Annotated in this window: 19 protein-coding genes and 1 tRNA gene; 10 read left to right on the top strand and 10 right to left on the bottom strand. The window is 33.2% G+C overall.

Annotated features, from left to right (window positions below; genetic code table 11):
- Positions 1 to 9 precede the first annotated feature (9 nt).
- The 3 genes from fmt to JOOMADRAFT_RS17640 all read left to right on the top strand — a co-directional run bounded on the left by fmt (position 10) and on the right by JOOMADRAFT_RS17640 (position 2,117).
- Positions 10 to 963, top strand: a complete 954-nt coding sequence (gene fmt, locus JOOMADRAFT_RS17650) for a methionyl-tRNA formyltransferase (RefSeq protein WP_008615821.1) — start codon at positions 10 to 12, stop codon at positions 961 to 963.
- 188 nt (positions 964 to 1,151) lie between these two features.
- A complete protein-coding gene (locus JOOMADRAFT_RS17645) occupies positions 1,152 to 1,424 on the top strand; it encodes an HU family DNA-binding protein (RefSeq protein WP_008615819.1) in 273 nt (90 codons plus the stop codon).
- 132 nt (positions 1,425 to 1,556) lie between these two features.
- Positions 1,557 to 2,117 carry a YqgE/AlgH family protein gene (locus JOOMADRAFT_RS17640; protein ID WP_008615817.1) on the top strand — a complete coding sequence of 187 codons (561 nt, stop codon included), beginning with the start codon at positions 1,557 to 1,559 and terminating at the stop codon, positions 2,115 to 2,117.
- On the opposite strand, the gene JOOMADRAFT_RS17635 is transcribed toward JOOMADRAFT_RS17640, so the two are convergent.
- Together JOOMADRAFT_RS17635 and JOOMADRAFT_RS17630 are read right to left on the bottom strand one after the other, a co-directional pair.
- Positions 2,114 to 2,962: an aminotransferase class IV gene (locus tag JOOMADRAFT_RS17635; RefSeq protein ID WP_008615815.1), complete on the bottom strand. Its 849-nt coding sequence runs from the start codon at positions 2,960 to 2,962 to the stop codon at positions 2,114 to 2,116. The two genes, JOOMADRAFT_RS17640 and JOOMADRAFT_RS17635, sit on opposite strands and share 4 nt — an antisense overlap.
- A 57-nt stretch (positions 2,963 to 3,019) precedes the next feature.
- The gene (locus tag JOOMADRAFT_RS17630; protein ID WP_008615813.1) at positions 3,020 to 3,403 is read right to left on the bottom strand and encodes an START-like domain-containing protein; all 384 of its coding nucleotides are present in this window, start codon (positions 3,401 to 3,403) and stop codon (positions 3,020 to 3,022) included.
- 159 nt (positions 3,404 to 3,562) lie between these two features.
- Between JOOMADRAFT_RS17630 and JOOMADRAFT_RS17625 the strand changes: the two genes are divergently transcribed.
- From JOOMADRAFT_RS17625 to JOOMADRAFT_RS17595, 7 genes are all read left to right on the top strand, one after another.
- Positions 3,563 to 3,636: transfer RNA gene (locus tag JOOMADRAFT_RS17625), tRNA-Met, on the top strand.
- A gap of 828 nt (positions 3,637 to 4,464) precedes the next feature.
- Positions 4,465 to 4,803, top strand: coding sequence for a single-stranded DNA-binding protein (locus JOOMADRAFT_RS17620; RefSeq protein ID WP_008615812.1), 339 nt, complete (start codon positions 4,465 to 4,467; stop codon positions 4,801 to 4,803).
- Positions 4,804 to 4,879: 76 nt separating this feature from the next.
- Positions 4,880 to 5,329 carry a JAB domain-containing protein gene (locus tag JOOMADRAFT_RS17615; protein WP_008615811.1) on the top strand — a complete coding sequence of 150 codons (450 nt, stop codon included), beginning with the start codon at positions 4,880 to 4,882 and terminating at the stop codon, positions 5,327 to 5,329.
- A 14-nt stretch (positions 5,330 to 5,343) separates the two neighbouring features.
- Positions 5,344 to 5,541: a hypothetical protein gene (locus JOOMADRAFT_RS20015; RefSeq protein ID WP_008615810.1), complete on the top strand. Its 198-nt coding sequence runs from the start codon at positions 5,344 to 5,346 to the stop codon at positions 5,539 to 5,541.
- Positions 5,542 to 5,928: 387 nt separating this feature from the next.
- Positions 5,929 to 6,516, top strand: coding sequence for a BfmA/BtgA family mobilization protein (locus JOOMADRAFT_RS17605; RefSeq protein ID WP_008615809.1), 588 nt, complete (start codon positions 5,929 to 5,931; stop codon positions 6,514 to 6,516).
- Entirely contained in the window at positions 6,479 to 7,513 is a 1,035-nt protein-coding gene (gene mobB, locus JOOMADRAFT_RS17600; protein ID WP_008615808.1) for a MobB family relaxase, read from the top strand. The genes JOOMADRAFT_RS17605 and mobB overlap by 38 nt, the downstream gene beginning before the upstream one ends.
- Complete coding sequence (locus JOOMADRAFT_RS17595; protein WP_008615807.1) at positions 7,510 to 8,946, top strand: type IV secretory system conjugative DNA transfer family protein; 1,437 nt, start codon at positions 7,510 to 7,512, stop codon at positions 8,944 to 8,946. The genes mobB and JOOMADRAFT_RS17595 overlap by 4 nt, the downstream gene beginning before the upstream one ends.
- Before the next feature lie 92 nt (positions 8,947 to 9,038).
- Here the strand turns inward: JOOMADRAFT_RS17595 and JOOMADRAFT_RS17590 are convergent, their stop codons facing one another.
- From JOOMADRAFT_RS17590 to JOOMADRAFT_RS17555, 8 genes are all read right to left on the bottom strand, one after another.
- Positions 9,039 to 9,875 carry a class I SAM-dependent methyltransferase gene (locus tag JOOMADRAFT_RS17590; protein WP_008615805.1) on the bottom strand — a complete coding sequence of 279 codons (837 nt, stop codon included), beginning with the start codon at positions 9,873 to 9,875 and terminating at the stop codon, positions 9,039 to 9,041.
- A gap of 155 nt (positions 9,876 to 10,030) precedes the next feature.
- Positions 10,031 to 11,518 (bottom strand): B12-binding domain-containing radical SAM protein, encoded by a 1,488-nt coding sequence (locus tag JOOMADRAFT_RS17585; protein ID WP_008615803.1) that lies wholly within the window; start codon positions 11,516 to 11,518, stop codon positions 10,031 to 10,033.
- Positions 11,519 to 12,085: 567 nt separating this feature from the next.
- Positions 12,086 to 12,304 (bottom strand): hypothetical protein, encoded by a 219-nt coding sequence (locus tag JOOMADRAFT_RS17580; RefSeq protein WP_040880266.1) that lies wholly within the window; start codon positions 12,302 to 12,304, stop codon positions 12,086 to 12,088.
- A 484-nt stretch (positions 12,305 to 12,788) separates the two neighbouring features.
- Positions 12,789 to 13,028, bottom strand: a complete 240-nt coding sequence (locus JOOMADRAFT_RS17570) for a hypothetical protein (protein ID WP_008615801.1) — start codon at positions 13,026 to 13,028, stop codon at positions 12,789 to 12,791.
- A gap of 272 nt (positions 13,029 to 13,300) precedes the next feature.
- Entirely contained in the window at positions 13,301 to 13,432 is a 132-nt protein-coding gene (locus tag JOOMADRAFT_RS20630; RefSeq protein ID WP_008615799.1) for a hypothetical protein, read from the bottom strand.
- 250 nt (positions 13,433 to 13,682) lie between these two features.
- On the bottom strand, positions 13,683 to 15,719 hold the full coding sequence (locus tag JOOMADRAFT_RS17565) for a hypothetical protein (RefSeq protein WP_008615796.1): 2,037 nt from the start codon (positions 15,717 to 15,719) through the stop codon (positions 13,683 to 13,685).
- Entirely contained in the window at positions 15,712 to 16,185 is a 474-nt protein-coding gene (locus JOOMADRAFT_RS17560) for a hypothetical protein (RefSeq protein ID WP_008615794.1), read from the bottom strand. Before JOOMADRAFT_RS17560 ends, JOOMADRAFT_RS17565 begins: the two co-directional genes overlap by 8 nt.
- Positions 16,186 to 17,115, bottom strand: coding sequence for a hypothetical protein (locus JOOMADRAFT_RS17555; protein WP_008615793.1), 930 nt, complete (start codon positions 17,113 to 17,115; stop codon positions 16,186 to 16,188).
- Positions 17,116 to 17,252 lie beyond the last annotated feature (137 nt).

Here is a 17,252-nt window from a genome sequence, read left to right as displayed (position 1 = left end):
ATAGATATTATGAGCGAGCAATTACGAATTGTATTTATGGGAACCCCAGATTTTGCGGTGGCTACTTTAAAAAACATTGTAGCGTCTAATTATAAGGTTGTTGGAGTTATTACAGCTCCCGATAAACCTGCGGGAAGAGGTAGGAAATTACAGCAATCGGCAGTAAAGAAATATGCAGAAGAGAATAATTTAAACGTATTACAGCCAACCAACCTTAAAGACCCCAATTTTTTAGAGGAATTAAAAGCTTTAGACGCCAATCTACAAGTTGTTGTTGCCTTTAGAATGCTCCCAGAAGTGGTTTGGAGTATGCCAACACATGGCACATTTAACCTTCATGCATCCCTCCTACCAGATTATAGAGGAGCTGCACCTATAAATTGGGCACTTATTAATGGAGAAACTAAAACAGGAGTTACCACTTTTTTTATTGACGAAAAAATAGACACAGGTGCTGTTATTCTTCAAAAAGAAATTCCAATTGAAGCAGACGAAAATGCAGGTGCACTTCACGATAAATTAATGAATCTTGGAGCAGACTTGGTAACAGAAACTTTAAAAAATATTGCAGAGGGCACTGTTACCACAAAATTACAGTTACAAACAACCGATTTAAAAACGGCATATAAATTAAATAAGGACAATACTAAAATAGACTGGAATTTAAATACTGAAACAATTTATAACCTTATTAGAGGGTTAAGTCCATATCCAACTGCGTGGAGTTTTCTAAAAAATAGAGAAGAAAATCCTATAAATGTCAAATTTTATGATGTAGAAAAAGAAATTAAGCTACATAATGAAGATCCTGGAGCTATTTTAGCCGATAAAAAAGAAGTAAAAGTAGCCACAAAAGATGGATTTATTAATCTGAAAGAGATACAGTTACCCGGCAAAAGAAAAATGAATATAAAAGACATCCTTAACGGATACGAATTTGACAAAAAAGCCAAAATGCTGTAACACCGCACTCTGATTGGCATTAGCGATTTGTAGTAAAAAAACACCTACTTTATTAACAATACACCAAAGTTATTAACAAAAACCCCGATTTCCTTTGATATTACTTGCGTGGCAAGTAAATCCGTATAATTTTGTGTAGCAAATTAAATAAATGTTTAACCTTAATATTCATTTAAATCTTTAAAATTATGAACAAAACAGAATTAATCGATGCGATGGCTGCTGATGCAGGAATCACTAAAGCTGCAGCAAAAAAAGCATTAGAATCTTTTTTAGGTAGCGTAGAAGGAACCCTTAAAAAAGGTGGTAGAGTATCATTAGTAGGATTTGGATCTTGGTCTGTATCTCAAAGATCAGCAAGAGAAGGAAGAAATCCACAAACTGGAAAAACTATCAAAATTGCTGCTAAAAATGTAGTTAAATTTAAAGCAGGTGCTGAATTAGCAGGTGCTGTAAACTAATTATATAGCTCAATATAGTAAACAAAAAGCGTCTATTAAGACGCTTTTTTTGATTTATATCGAAAAAAAATCATCACATTTATTTGAAGATTAACGTTTTTTTTATAGATTTAAAATAAAAACCAACAGCTTATGGTTGCTATTACTCCTAAGAAAGGCCATTTGCTTATTGCCGAGCCCTCCATAATTGGCGATGTAGCTTTTAATAGGTCAGTAGTCCTGCTCGCCGAGCACAATAATGAAGGTTCCATTGGGTTTATATTAAATAAACCGTTAGAGTTTAGACTCAATGAGCTTGTGCCAGAAATATCAAAATCGCTTAAAGTCTACAATGGCGGGCCTGTAGAACAAGATAATCTTTATTTTATTCATAAAATACCGGATCTAATTTCCAACAGTATTGAAATATCTAATGGAATTTATTGGGGCGGAGATTTTGAAACTATTATAGACTTAATTAATAGTGGCGATATTAAAGATTCTGAAATAAAATTCTTTTTAGGATATTCTGGATGGGATATTATGCAATTGGAAAAAGAGCTCTCCAGTAATTCTTGGGTTGTTTCTGAAAATAAATACAAGAGTAATATTATCAAAAAAGCTCCTATGACTTTTTGGAGAGAAAAAATGTTGGAATTAGGAGGCGATTATTTGATATGGTCTAATGCCCCTGAAAATCCAGTTTATAATTAACCTTGCAATCTTGCTCTAGCATTTAACTTTCCTACTAATTGTTTAGCTGTACTATTAGTAAATGTTTTCTTACGGTATTTTGTTACTGAAATTATTCCTGAAATAACGTTTGTAATAAAAAGTTCATCCGCTTTTTGAATTTCAAATGGAGATATTTCTGCTTCATTCAATTCTAAATCGTCTGTTTTACTAATAATTTCAATTAGTTGCTTTCTTAAAACTCCATTTAAACACCCTTCGGTAATAGGTGGTGTTTTTACAACATTCCCTTTTACTAAGAAAATATTTCCGTTTGTAGCTTCAATAACATTCTTTTTTTCATTCACTAACAAACAGTTATTATAGTCATTTTCCTTTGCATAAATTCCAGCAAGTACATGCAATGCTTTATTATTAGATTTTAAGGTACTTAACAACCCAGCATTTACATAATGGTCTTTAAAAAGCTCTACTTCATATGGAGCGTCTTCCAGTATATAAAAAGGATTGTCTAATACTTTTGTTTCTATGATGTAAGAAACGTTGTTATCTAACGGCGTATAAAGTCCGCCATTATTTCTAAAAACAGTTATTCTAACTCTAACTGCTTTATCTTGTTGGTTATTTTCAGCAATACTATTTTTAATCTCATCTTGAAGAAACTCCATTGTAAAATTCATAGGAATTTCCATACGAAGAATCCGCATAGAAGCCATTAAACGGAGGTAATGCGACTCCCAAAAGTAAATTTTATTATTTACCACACGAATTGTTTCAAATAAAGCATCTCCATAACGAAGTCCTCTATTCTCTTCATTTAAAAAATCTGTGTTTGCTTCTAGAATCTTTCCGTTAAAATTTACCATAAAAAAAGTGCCTTGAGAATTTCAAGGCACAAATATACTTTTTAAGATTAAGGATTCCTAAGCAGAACCCAATACTTGTTTTAAGTCGGATATTTGATTTTCCCAAAGCATTTTGGCTTCTTCCACCTCATCTTCATCTGTAAAATCTGTTATCATTAAAGAAACATCTTTTGTTATTTCATCTACAACAATTTTAATTTCAAAAAAGGTATCCTCTTCTCCTTCAATCCATTTAAATTTAACAAGCTCTCCACTTTTCTTTCTTAGCAATTTAGCTTGTTCCTCTGCACCATCCCAAATAAAAGTAAATAACTCACCACGAGAATTTACATTATCCGCAAACCATTCTGACAATCCAGAAGGAGTTGAAATATATTGATACAATAATTGAGGTGAGGAGTGTATAGGGAACTCTAATTCATACTTAACTTTCTCTTCCATACGTAATTCATATTTTATAAAGCGACAATATAATTATTTCTATTTAACTGGCTCTATTTTTTTAAATAAAAATATTTTTCATGTTTGGTTTGATTGCTACCAATTTGTTTATATATTTGCACCCGCCTAACAGAAATAGGTTAGCATAAATTTACAAATGGCGAGGTAGCTCAGATGGTTAGAGCGTCGGATTCATAACCCGGAGGTCCCGAGTTCAAATCTCGGTCTCGCTACTAGGAAAATCAAGGCTTCACAGAGATGTGAAGCTTTTTCTTTTTACACCTAGTACAGAATAAGTACAGAATTTTACGTATTTCAAATAAATTAAAATGAGTGGTTTAGAATGATCTCATTTGATAGCAATTGAAACCAAATTCTAAGTTTTTTCCGAAAATTTAATCGAGAAAATAACTCTTACGTCATTTTCTAAGTTTAATATTTAAGATCATTTTTAACTGTTTCACCATTAAGTGGTGGTAGATTTCTGAATTTCTGCAAAAATTTAAAAGTCTAACTTTCTTTTAAACTGAATGTTTAAGATTAAATGAGGCTTATCTCATATAGATTGAGATAGGTCGAAATAAATATTTTTAAATCCACACAATTCATTAATAACCTCTACATATTTTCGATCAGGTTTATAATTGAGATTTCTAATTTCCATTCTTGCATTTAGTTTCCCTTCCTGAAGGTTACTGATTCTTCATTTTAGGTTTTTGATTCCCACCCACGCCGTACAGTTATTCTTTTTTTGGTCGCAAAACACCAACATTTTGGAGTTGAACCGGACTGCATAAGCCGCTCCCCTACTCGCTTTTATAAGTCCTTATCAATCCAAAATATTGAAATCGTGTAAGCATCAAAAAAAGATAACAGCTATACGGCTCTATGGGAAGTAAATCAAAACAGTTTAATATGAAATCATCAATAACATATCGATCCGGAAGGGAAACTAAAAAAATCAAAAAAAGAAAAACGCTACCGGATATAATAAGTAAATCAATTTTTTTAATCAATGTGTAACCGTCTGCTTAGAAGGCAGACCTCTAAAACTTTTAATTATGAGTAATCTAAGAAACAAAGTGCAGTTAATCGGAAATGTAGGGCAAGAACCTAGCACAACCAAGCTTGACAATGGCAAAAAAGTAGCCCGCTTATCATTGGCGACCAATGAAAACTACAAAAACAGTAAAGGCGAAAAGGTACAGGCTACCGACTGGCATACGGTCGTGGCTTGGGGCAAGACCGCTGAAATCATTGAAAATTATGTAAGCAAGGGCAAAGAGATTGCCGTGGAAGGAAAATTAACTTCCCGTTTCTATGAGGATAAGGAAGGGGTAAAACGATATGTTACCGAAGTGCTAGCTTCTGAAATCCTATTAATGGGTGGTAACGCCTAATTCTTAAAAACAAAGAGGGCGTCACCGTCGAAAATTGCGCCCTCTTTTAATTATTAACCCATTAAATAAGCTAATAATGAAAGACAAAGTTAATGAAATACAGATAAGCTACCGGGAAAAAATCGGAACATTAAAATCTGACCCGATTAAAGGTTCTAAGCACGCAGCGGAATTACTTTATAATAACTGGGATAAAGGAACCATAGGTTTACAGGAAAGCTTTAAAATCCTGTTATTGAATAATTCCAATAAAGTGAAAGGGGTTTATCCTTTATCCATTGGAGGTATTACGGGTACTTTAGTTGATATTCGCATCCTTTTTGCGATTGTATTGAAGACCTTATCCGTGGGAATCCTGCTTGCTCATAACCATCCAAGCTATAAACTTGTACCTAGTGAAGCAGACAAGCGATTGACCCGTAAAATTAAAGAGGCAGCACAGCTTTTTGACGTGAAAGTCTTGGATCATATCATTATCGCTCCCAATGGGGACTATTATAGTTTCGCCGATAATGGATTGTTGTAATTTAAAATTTGATGATGATCTATTTGAATTATACCAACCTTGATAGTGAAACACAGGAACGTTTGCTTTCGATGTCTAAAAAAGAAGTAGAAAATCGTTTCGGAAAGCAGTTAAAGAGCTATGCCCAACAACACTACGTTAATTACGACACCCTGTTGGAAGAGGAAGCGATACGAAATCTATACAATTATAATTTTGTATTCAATATGTAAAGACTAAAAAACACCAAACAAGCCCTTATTAAATGAGGGCTTTTTCTATGGCTTATTTCTTTTAAATCGTATCTTTAGAAGGTTGACAAATAACACTTTTGGTCATTATTTAATCCCAATTATTGGGTGATTTGACTTTCCTTAAATGACCAATCCATAAAATAATAAAGGCGTTCCGCTTTAGTGGAATGTCTGGAAATTTGGGTCCCTGCGGGACGGAAATTGGAAGAGCAAGAGGGTGACACGCATAGCGGTGTCTCGGCTGCCAATTTCTATGTAAATCACTAATAATCAGTTGTTTAATTATGTTTAAATTATATTGATTTTCAGGACTTTGCAGCAAAACCCCTGGAACCCATTGTAAACAGCCACTTTTTTGCAGCAAAAATGAAGAAATTTTCAACATACGGCTTTTCAGGGATCAATATCAAAAAAGATATTGCCGAGCGTTTTCGGGCATTTTCCAAAGACATTTCCAAGTCGCATTCGGAAACCCTGGAGGCAATGTTGAACTTCTTCAAATGGAACAATCTTGACCCTAATGACAATCTTGGCGTAAAAACGGATGCGACCAAAAAAAGGATTAATGCCCTGATTGCTATTGTACGGAATATTGAAAAGCAACAGACACTGCCTACCAAGGCAATGCTGGATACCTTATTTCAGGAAATGAACAAGGTAGACGAGGAAGAAAAGGAAGCGGAACAGTTTGATTTTGGGACACCGGAACCTTTCTCACGCGATAGCGAACTGGAGCATTACAAAAACCGCTATGAACAGATGCAACAAAAGCTCAACACCTACCGAAATAACACAAAAAACCTACTGGAACATTTATCCTATGTGAAAGGGACTTTTGGGAAGGGATATTATAAGCTGAATATGAATACAGAGGAATTGGAACACCTCAAAAAAGAACTCAATAAAAAAATTAATAATGTACATCACCATCACCGCTCAGAAAGTGCAGGGTAATTATGCGCAAAGTGCTGCCGATTTTGTGGATTACCTGGAAAAGGAAAATGAAGGGAAACCGCTTCCCGAACTGGAACATTTTTTTGATCAGCAGCACGATGAAATAGCTGCCGAAGAAGTCATCCGGGAAATCGATGACAATACGGCTAAACTTAAAAATAAAGAACCCAAGTTCTATTCCATTACCCTAAATCCAAGCGGTCGGGAACTTAAAGCCATTCAGGATTCCCCGGAAGCCCTCAAACGCTATACCCGGGAAGCGATGAAGGAATATGCCAAGGCTTTTCATCGGGAAATTGATGGTCGCCCAGTGGCTATTACGGATATTAAATATTACGCCAAGGTAGAACGTCAGCGCACGTTTAAAGGGACCGATAAGCAGGTTCGGGAAAATCAGCCTTATGCAACGAAGATTTTGGAATTGAAAAATGATATCCGAAGTATCAACCGGGGAGAGCAAATTGGGAATACTAAGACGCTTCAACAAAAAATCCAACGGCTGGAAGCAGCAGCACCCTATCAATTGGACGGAAAACGCATCGTGCGGGGAATGGCCAAACCGGGATCGCAAAGTCATATCCATATCATTGTAAGCCGAAAGGATGCCTCCAACCGCTACAGTCTTTCCCCAGGAAGCAAGCACAAAGCCTCAGAAGTAGAAATGCACGGCAAGATGATTAAACGGGGGTTTGATCGTAATGCTTTTATCAAAAATTCAGAGAAAACCTTTGATCAACTATTCCGTTATAAGCGTAATTATGTGGAAAGCTATACCGCTCGAAAAACGTTTCTTAAAGATCCGAAACTGTATTTCTCTACGATTACCAAGCTCCCGGCCAATGAAAAGGCAATGGCATTTAAATTATTACAGCAATCAGGAGTGAATACAGCGGTACTAAGCATTCCTACGAATAAGTTTCAGGTGGCGATAAAAGCCCTAAATCAATTGAAAAAAGGGGTTGGCAAAGCTATTGAATCAGGATCGATCGGGATATGAACTGGCAATGGGAACATATTACCCTCTATATCATCGCCCCGGCTTTGTTCTTGGGTGCGGTGGTATACGGACTCTTTTTCGCGGAGCGCAAAGCACCAGGGGATAAAAAATACCAGGTGCGTTTTCAGTTGAGTAACGGAAATTTTAAAGCGGACAACATCCGCCGGGGTGCCTCCATCATCGGATCGGCAGGAAGTGGAAAAACCGAAAGTGTGATCTATAACTTCTTGCAGCATTTCAGTGAATATGGTTTTTGTGGGGTGATCCACGATTACAAGGATTTCGAACTGACGGAAATGGCCTATCCCCTATTCAAAAATAAAAACTTGAACTTCTATACCATCGCTTTTGATCAGATCCATTATCGGGTCAATCCTATTGCCCCAAAATACCTGCCCAATGAGGAAAGTGTGAATGAGGTTTCCCGGGTCCTGATGGAAAACCTGCTAGAACAAAACCTATCGGCTAGCACTGGCAGTAATAAGTTTTTCTCCGATGCCGTCGAAGGCTTATTAAGCGGGATGATCTGGAAGATGAAAACCGCTTATCCTGATTGCTGCACCCTGCCCCACATTATTGCCTTGTTTCAATTGGTCAGTACTAAAAAACTGGTCGCCTTTTTAAAGTCAGATCTTACGGCGCGCAGTATGGCCAGCGCCTTTATCAATGGAATAGAATCAGAAAAACAGACTGCCGGAGTGAAAAGCACCCTGGCCAATGCTTTTAAAAAGATCAGCTCACAAAAACTGTTCTATGTACTCTCTAAAGATGAAGTGCCTTTGGATATCAACCACCCGGAACATCCTGCGGTGATTGCCTTAGTCAACCATCCGAAATACGATGGGGCTTACTCTCCCATCATTGCAATGATAATGCATACCATTATCAAACAAATGAGTATCCGTCATCGGGAATCCGCTTTTTTATTGATGGAAGAAGCGCCTACTCTTAAACTGCCCAATATGCATCGCATTCCGGCCACACTACGAAGTTATGATATTTCTACCGTCTATGTGATGCAGGACAAGGTACAGAACGATCTGTTGTATGGCGATAAAGCCAGCAAAGCGATCCTAAGCAACCTCTCCTACCAGTTTTTTGGAAAGGTGAATGATCCCGATACGGCTAAATATTATGAACGCTTTTTTGAGATCATCAAAACCCCGACAAAAAGTGTGAGTAAAAGTAGTGGTTTTAGTTACGAAAGCCGGATTACCAAAGGGGAAAAAGAAATCTCCAAACGAAGGGCTGATGCGTTTTTTCGATTGAAACAAGGGGAATTCGTCGCTTTTGCTGACGGAAAAGATAAAAAGGTACGGTTTAAACTTCAAGATATTCAAAGGGAAATTCCTATTTCTAAGGCGAACATCACTCAAGAAGATTTACTGTTCCATCAGCAGCAAATTTATAAGGATCTGAAGAATATTTTGTAAGTATGTGATGAATGCAATATCCAGATTGAGAAGAAATATAGTTATTAGTATCTTATTACAAATCTCTTGACATAGAATAGAGGACAATGCTTTTATATTTTTTTCAATAAATAGAAATTCTCATTTAAAATAAGTTGTCTATCTTGATTAATTTTATTTTCATATTGCGCTGAGAGACTATAATAATCTTGATGATCAATCAAGTTATAATTAGTCTTTGATTTATAATATTCATCTTGGATCGTTTGGTAATCATCCTCATTAGTCTTGGAGACTTTCTGATTAAAAAATTTTAATAAATTTTCAAAAGCAATGGTATCCTTTAAGGTTTCTTGAAAAGAAGCACTCCCTATATAATCACCACCTTTTTGAATCGTATCGAAAAAGTTAAATAAACTATCTGTTTCCGATCTACTCAGGAAAAACAAAACACCTTCTATGAGTATAAAGCTAGACTTTTTCCCTTTGATGGAATCAATTTTTGACTCTAATTTGTCCCTATAATCAGTACTAAAATCAACGCCTACAAAATAAATAGTTCTTTTAGGAAGTATTCCCCTGCGCTGAAAATCTTTAACTTTTTCCCTTTTGTAATCAACTATTTCTGGTTTGTCAATTTCTATATGAATCATATCTTTCTCCAGAAGAAATGGATACATACTAAAACCACTTCCGAAGTTGATCAGAACCTCTATCTCTTCAGACCCTACAAGATTTCTGACGGTATCCAAAAAATACCTATTTCTTAAACAATGAGTATAAGTTTCTTCAGAAGAAACCTGATCAAGGTATTCCTCAATCCATTTTTCCGTTTTTTGATTTTTCCATAGCTTAGCAAAGTTATCTTGGCTTAAGCGCTCATCGAAAGCTCTGAAGGCTGATGTCACAAATGCTGTTTCGTGTATAACTATATTTTTTTCTTTTCTCATTTTATTTTAAACTTCCTGTAATATCTAGACTCCCGCGTGACCACCCGATATTGTTATTTTAAGTATAAAAATTAAAAACAAAAAATCTTGATTTTTGTATTTTCTTCATAACAAAATTATAGAATAATCAGGAAATAATTTGATAATCATCAATATTATCCTACATTCTTTCCTGTCTGAATATTTTTCATTTCGATAAAGTCATCTAGTTTCTGAATTTCAGAAACAGCAAAATCTTCATCGATATGAGTAAAATTTTGATACCAATCACTCATTAACTCCTCCTTATTAAATAAATCGGCACCTTTGTACTTAGATGCCAATTCCACATGTTTTGCAGCAGGAATATACAAATTTAATTTTGCTAGAACACTATCAATTTCTTTGCTATTTTTGTAAAATTGAGGATTAAAATAATCAACTAACATATCCCAAATTGGACTATTAGGTAAAGGGTATAATCTGGAAACTTCAATGGAAGAAAACTCAACTAACTCCATTATTTCTTTAATATGATTAGTTGTTCTTTTTACCGTCGAAAAGGTCTCTCCGGCGGCTCCTAGCATAAATGATCCATGTACAGACATATCAGCTTTACTTAACAACTTTAAGGCATCAATATTGGTTTTATCTGTGGTTTTATTTTTTCTTTGAGCTTCTAAAATATCAGCGTCTCCTGAATCTAATCCAATATTTACCCGTCTTACTCCTAATTCTCTAAATTTATTTACATTATCCCGCGCTAATAATCCAAGAGTTCTTGCATAAATCATAAATTCTATATTACCATTCTCTATTTTACGTCTTACATAAGCTGGCATGGTATCGAGTAAAGATTTAATATATCTGGGGCTAGCAGTAAAACTGTCATATACTTCAAAAAATAGATTAATATTATATTTATCATGATAGCGAGTAACAGTTTCCCAAAATTGTACTGGATCCCCTGTTGTTACCCTTAAATCTGCAATACTACAGTAAGAGCAACGTAATTTATTTTCGCAGCCTCTTGCATTATTTATAGTAACTACATTCACCTCTTCTCCATGAAGATGACCATGTTGGGAGTAATACTTCTTCGAATACTTAGCAAGATCATTTTTGATGAAATCAAGGTTTGGAACAGTATTTTTATCTTTTAAAGAATACTGTTTAACAGGGTTGATAAATACCTCACCATTATTCCAATAAGCCAACGAGTCTACTTCCTGAACAGACGTTTTTTGAATAATACATGAAACTAAGTCTGAAAATGGCTTTTCAGCAACATCATTGGTTATAACATAATCAATCTCAGAACGGTTACTCAAAATTTCTTTTGGAAAAAAAATAGCGTGATCGTTCCCTAATACAACAATCGCACCTCTTTGCTTCGCAAAGGATGCTATTTTCAATCCTTCTCCGTAGGTAGGGGTTAGCACAGATATTCCTACTATCGAAGGTTCAAATCTTACTATCTTTTGCTTAATTTCTGATATAGTTTTTATTCCTCCATCTATTACTTCAACGTTAATTAACTCACCAAAATCTTCTTCTAAACGAGTTGCTAGTTGCACGATTCCAATATGAGGAAATAAGGAATAATTTGCATTTTCAAGCGAGTTATCTGTTTCATTAGGACTATTTATAAGAAGAATATTCATGGCAATGATTTTTTATCATACTGTTTTACCCGATTGGTTATCTCGGAGTCAGGTTTAATAAAGACCATTTTTAGCTTATATGATTAATGTAAAGTGCATTATCTTAGGTGTAAAAAAGGTTTATTAGTATATTTATCATAACCTATTAATTATTGTTAAAAGTAACTTCATTTTAGCGAAACCGAAGAAAACTAAACCACATAAAATATGTGGTAAAGCCACGTTTTTGATAGTATTACTTTATAGGATTTCAAGCAATTAACACTGTATTTAACTGGCTCTAATACAGACACTGTTAGTTTTAGAAAATTAAATTCCGTCTTATTAATAGATATTTATAAAACTTTATCCATGTTGTGGTAATAAACACTAGTCTTCTTCACATTCATAGTTTTCTTCTTTCTTTCATACTAAAGTTTTTTGGAATATAACAAAACTTCCGTGTGACATTTAAAATCAAAATCCCTAATAAATAATAGCCCTCTTAGAATCAGATTTTTAAAAAGTCGATGTAATAGTACTTTTTTCCAAAACCTAATAAATCAGTACGAAAAAGAAAACGCAAATCTATATCGGTGAAACTCCACTCGGCATTAAGTATTGATTGTTGTTTCCTTTTTTATCGATGATAAAAAATATTCCGGTCACTTGTGGGTCTCCAATCGTAATAAAATACCACTGTTCTGGTTCGAATTCTATTGGGCAGGTTGGTAAGCGTTCCAATCCCATACCCAAAGGAAGACGCTTTTTTCCGTCAACAGTTGTCCTTCCTAAATCTTTATGCAAATATTGAAAATCAGCTGTATTTTCAATCCACCAATATTTTCCTTTTTTGTAAATACAATTTTATCCGGTGGCTCTGGTGGTCGCCCTTGGGGATGATCAATAATACAGTTTGTCCAAAAATTTACCGTGTATTTAGCAGGCAATCCATCTACCCCGATAGAGTCCACAGTAATTTTTTCAATGGTCACCCCATCTATAAAATCTCTGTTTGTCGAGATATTATTTTCGGTAATTTCAATCTTTAGGGGCTGTAAAGATGTAAAAAACTGGTATAATAGAAATCCTGAGCCAACTACCAAAATCAGTAGGACGACACTTATGATGTGTACTATTTTTCCAGGGTTTCATTTTAATCTTTATAAAATGAAACCCTTTTTGAGGATTTTTCTATTAATATCCAGATTTTAATGCGCGTAAATTAAAGTGCCTTTAAGCGATTCTCTAGCTTGTCTTGTCCAAACTACTTGAGTAATTTTGCCCAACACTAATTCTCTTCTTTTTCAAATTCTTCAGCGGTCATAAAATCGCCTTTTTCTATTTGACTTTCGGCAATAGCTAAGGCAATTTTATAGTCTTTACGGGTCATAGGGGTGCCATCTGGATGGTAGGCAACCACTTCATTTTTAAAATAACCTTCATATAAGGCATCTACCATTTGTAGAAAACGTACATCTACCGTCTTAATAGATTTCTTCCATTTTTCCCTTAATTCTGCGGCTCCCATAATCTCAGCTTTTATTACAAATATAACAAATCTCTTGAATCCTGTATTCGATGTTTAGATACGCTTCGCGTTTATCTCTCACTAAAATTGGCTAATAATACCCATCCCATTACGGTTTTCCTTAAAATACTTTGAAAAAGCTCTTTTACCTAATGAATAAACACACCACTAGTAAATAGAAAAACCGCTAAAATGCGGTTTAAATAAGTGGATTTTTTTAAGAATTATTGCTTGTGCAAAAATTACCATTGTTCTCTAATTTTTTGCGCTTATTACTTTTTCGGTTTACTTGGTTTTAAAGATGGTTTATTGCCCGGTGTACTTTTGTTGTCTCTTCTTCTTTTATCAAGAGTCCCATCTTGCTTTTTTGGCTTTGGCCCCGGTTTAATTGCTTCAATATTCATATTATTAATTATTTATGTTACTTAATGTTTTAAAAGTACTTACTACTAAGTCTTAGCAACTTTTTCCGTAGATCTCTACTCTAAAATAATTAAAAATCCTCAATCTCAACGGTTTTCCCGAAAATACTTGTGAAAAGCTTTTTTTCGCTAAATAGGTCAGTTTAAAAGAAAAAAACACTAGAAACGGCTTATTATTTTATATAATTTCTCTTCTTTAGTTTGCTTTGAAGAAATCTTATAGTTAAATGCTTTATTCAATTGGTTTAATTAATTTATCATCAATATAATTTAAGTGAAAATCAATTCCTTCCGTTGCTTTATTGAAAGTTTCATCAGAATTTTCAAAAGAAGCAAATAATAACGTTTGAGCAGTTTTATAAGTTGATAGTTCATTTAAAAAACTTGTAAAATCATTTATTGACATATCCTGTTGTTTTGGCTCATCAAACATTAGTAATTTTGGATGATTTCCGTTTTTTTCTTCCGAAGTTTTGTATAAACTACAAGTATATGCCCAAATACTTCTCACGAAATCACTAGCCGAAGAATCAAATCTAATATTATAAAATAAGTTATCATTTGGTTTTTTAGCTAATGGTAAATAGTTTTCTTTGGATATAGCTAAATCATTTATTGTTTTACTACTATAATTAAACTTACTTAACAATAATTTAAAATTACGTGTCAAATTTTCAATTTTATCCAAATCATTTGCAGAAAAAATATCATTTTTCAGTTTTTCTTGTTTTTCTAATATTTTTTTCCAATTTTCAGAAAGTATATATAGTTCCTCTTTTAATTCTGAAAAATCCTCTAGGTATTTAGAATAAAATTGAATTCTTTTTTCAAGATTTAGGCGTTTTTCTATGTCAATTATTGATGGAAGTCTTTCATCTGAAATCAATTCTCTCTTAAGTTCTCTTATATCACTTCTCAAATTGTTCTGTATTTCTCGTAATCTTCGTAAATTTTTGTCTTTTTCTGTAATCTTTAATTCTAGACTTTCAATATTTACTTCAAGCATTTTAATCTGAGCAGATAAAAAGTTGATATTATCATCTAAACGCATAGGAACTTGTTTGACTGATAGAGGTAGAAGAGAATCATTTATTTCTTGATTACAAGTGGGACAAACATTTTCCGCTACTTTTAAATCAATTTCTGCACCCATTTTTTGAACTTTTAAAGCTCCTTTATTTTTTCTTAAATCTTCATTGAGGCTTTCAAGTTGATAACTAAAATTACTTAATTTCTGTTTGTCAAAAGTTAGCTCACTTGAAATCATTTCGACATCAAAGTTTATTTGATTTAATCTCTCTTCTTTTTCAGTAATTTGAATTTCATTGTCGCTTATTTTTTCTTTTACACTTAAAGCCACAACTTCATCTAATTCGTCAAACTCTTTAATCATTAAGTCTAGATAATTAGATATAGAAAAATCATTTTCATCTTTTGATATTAGAATATTTATTTCTTCTAGATTATTTATAATCATAGGTGTTTGAGTTAAGCCTGTCAATTTCCCTCCTCCTTTCTCTGTAAATCTTTCAAATCTTTTATAAAGGTTAACCCAGTCATTTTCAAGAATTCTTTTGCTAATTCCCAGTTCTTGCTTTTTCATTTTATTATCATAAACATCCATATCAAGTATGAATTCGATAACACGAGCTTCTTTATTGTTTAAACCATAAATCGGCATTGTTGCAAAAAAATCTGACCAGCCAGATTTTTGTTCAATTATAAAACTAGAAGCTATCTGTTGAATATATATTTTTCGAAGTTCTCCTTTGTTTGTTAATACTTTTGGTAGTTCCCAATTTAAGAACTCTTCTAAATACATATGGAAACCATAGTTTTCATCAGAAGCTCCTCCTTTATCGTGGACGTACATTGGACGGCTTTCTAGCTCATTATAAATTAGAATACTGCCAGAATAAACGTCTATCAACTGAGATTTACGATTTGGATTTTGAACAAATCTACGAAGTGTAATAATTTCGCCTTTTGTATTTTCAATTTCTAATAAAATAAAAGATTGAAGTACACTATGAAAAGAGTTTTTTGGATACTCAACTTGGTCCTTTAAAACAGATTGCATTGTTTTCTCAAACCTCCCTCCAATTAATTCTTCAAAACCTAACGCGTATACAATTGCTTGAAACAAACTACTTTTCCCACTAGTATTATTTCCTCTGATAATGTTTAAACCAGAATTAAAAGTGTGAAAAGTACCATAAAGACCGTTATTAGTATTTACTTCAATTTTTATATTATTTATTTTAAGCATTTTGTATTTTCCATTTTTTATAAATTGATTCGATACGGTTATCTGTAATTTTTCTTTTACCTAGAAATTTCAAAAATTCAATTTCTTCATTTAAAAAATTAGAATCTGCTAATATTTTAGAATAAAAGATGTCTCCTTTTTCTTCTAATAAATATTTACCGTTTTCAATTTTGCAGATTCCCTCGTGAACAGAAAAGTTTAAAGCTCTGTTTAAGCTTGGCTCTATACCCCAAGTTTTTGAACTTTCATTATAATTACTGCGGATGAATTTTTTTATAGAATCTTTATTTTCATTGCTTTTAAGAGCCCAATTAATCAAGTGAAGTTTTAGTAAACTTGATTTCGATCCTTGACAACATATTTTTAAAATTAGAACAATCAGTGCTATTGAATATGATGGTCTATATTCAGGAGGAATCGAAATAGGCTTTTTCGAAAATGTTATTTTTTCAGCAAATATTTGCATTTATTCGAAGTTTATAGGACATCTAAAAACCCAGTCTGCTAATGCCCAGTTCGTTAATTTTAAAATCATTTGAGGTGCTAAATTTTTAAACGAATTTTGTAACTCTTTTTTTAATAAAGCTCTAAAATCTTCGTACAATTCACTAGGTTCTTTTGTATTTGTAATACATCTTTCTTCAATTTCAGATTCTATTACACTCGTTATTTTTAAAAAATTTTCATAGCCAATTGGATAATCTTCTTCCCATTTGGTTAAAATATTATTTCCTTCTAAAAAATGTTCTACATTTAAGTCAACTAGTTTATCTAGCTTAGTGTCAAAATTTTCTGAAGTTTCATTTAAACGATGAGCATTTTTGCTTTGAGAATTTTCAATTAAAGAAATTTCAGAATCCTTCCATTTTAGTTTGTCATTCGATACTATTTGATTTTCAGGAACAATATCAATTTTAATGTTTGAATTTTCAATAGCTGTTTTTAAATAAGGATGAAGAAAATCTATATTCTCAAAAATAACCTCAAAATTATCGTTATCAATTATTGATAAATTCCAACTTTTTACTTCTTCTTTTTTCTGAGTGCAATGTTGAACAATTTCATTTTTAGCGTAATTGGGAGTAACAAAATACCATTTATTAATTTTTGTAGATCCTAGGATTTTTTTGAGTTGCTTTTCATAAGTTCTTAATTTCTTTAAATCTTTTGTGATTTTATTTCTATGGTTATCATAAAGTTCTTTACTTGAGTAGTGTTCATTTGGACAATAACATTGAAAAGCCTTCCCAGTTCTAGTAAAGCCTTCTATCCCAAAATCTCCAGGCGTTGCTTTAATTTCTTGATACGCTTCTTCTCTAAAATTGTTTTTAAAGCATAACTGAGAAACACTTTCCCATTTATTACCATCAAAAGTTCCGTATTCAGTTTTTATCATTTACTCTATAGATTTCTTAGCAATAGGGTATATCAGGTTTACATACGAATCGCTTTTATATATACCCTAAAATTAGCCAAAATTTTCAATTTCTGTTACGGTTTCCCTTAAAATACTTTGAGAAAGCTCTTTTACCT

The sequence above is a fragment of the Galbibacter orientalis DSM 19592 genome (genome assembly GCF_000260115.1).
Taxonomy (GTDB): domain Bacteria; phylum Bacteroidota; class Bacteroidia; order Flavobacteriales; family Flavobacteriaceae; genus Galbibacter; species Galbibacter orientalis.
This window is presented reverse-complemented; position numbering and strand designations above follow the sequence as displayed.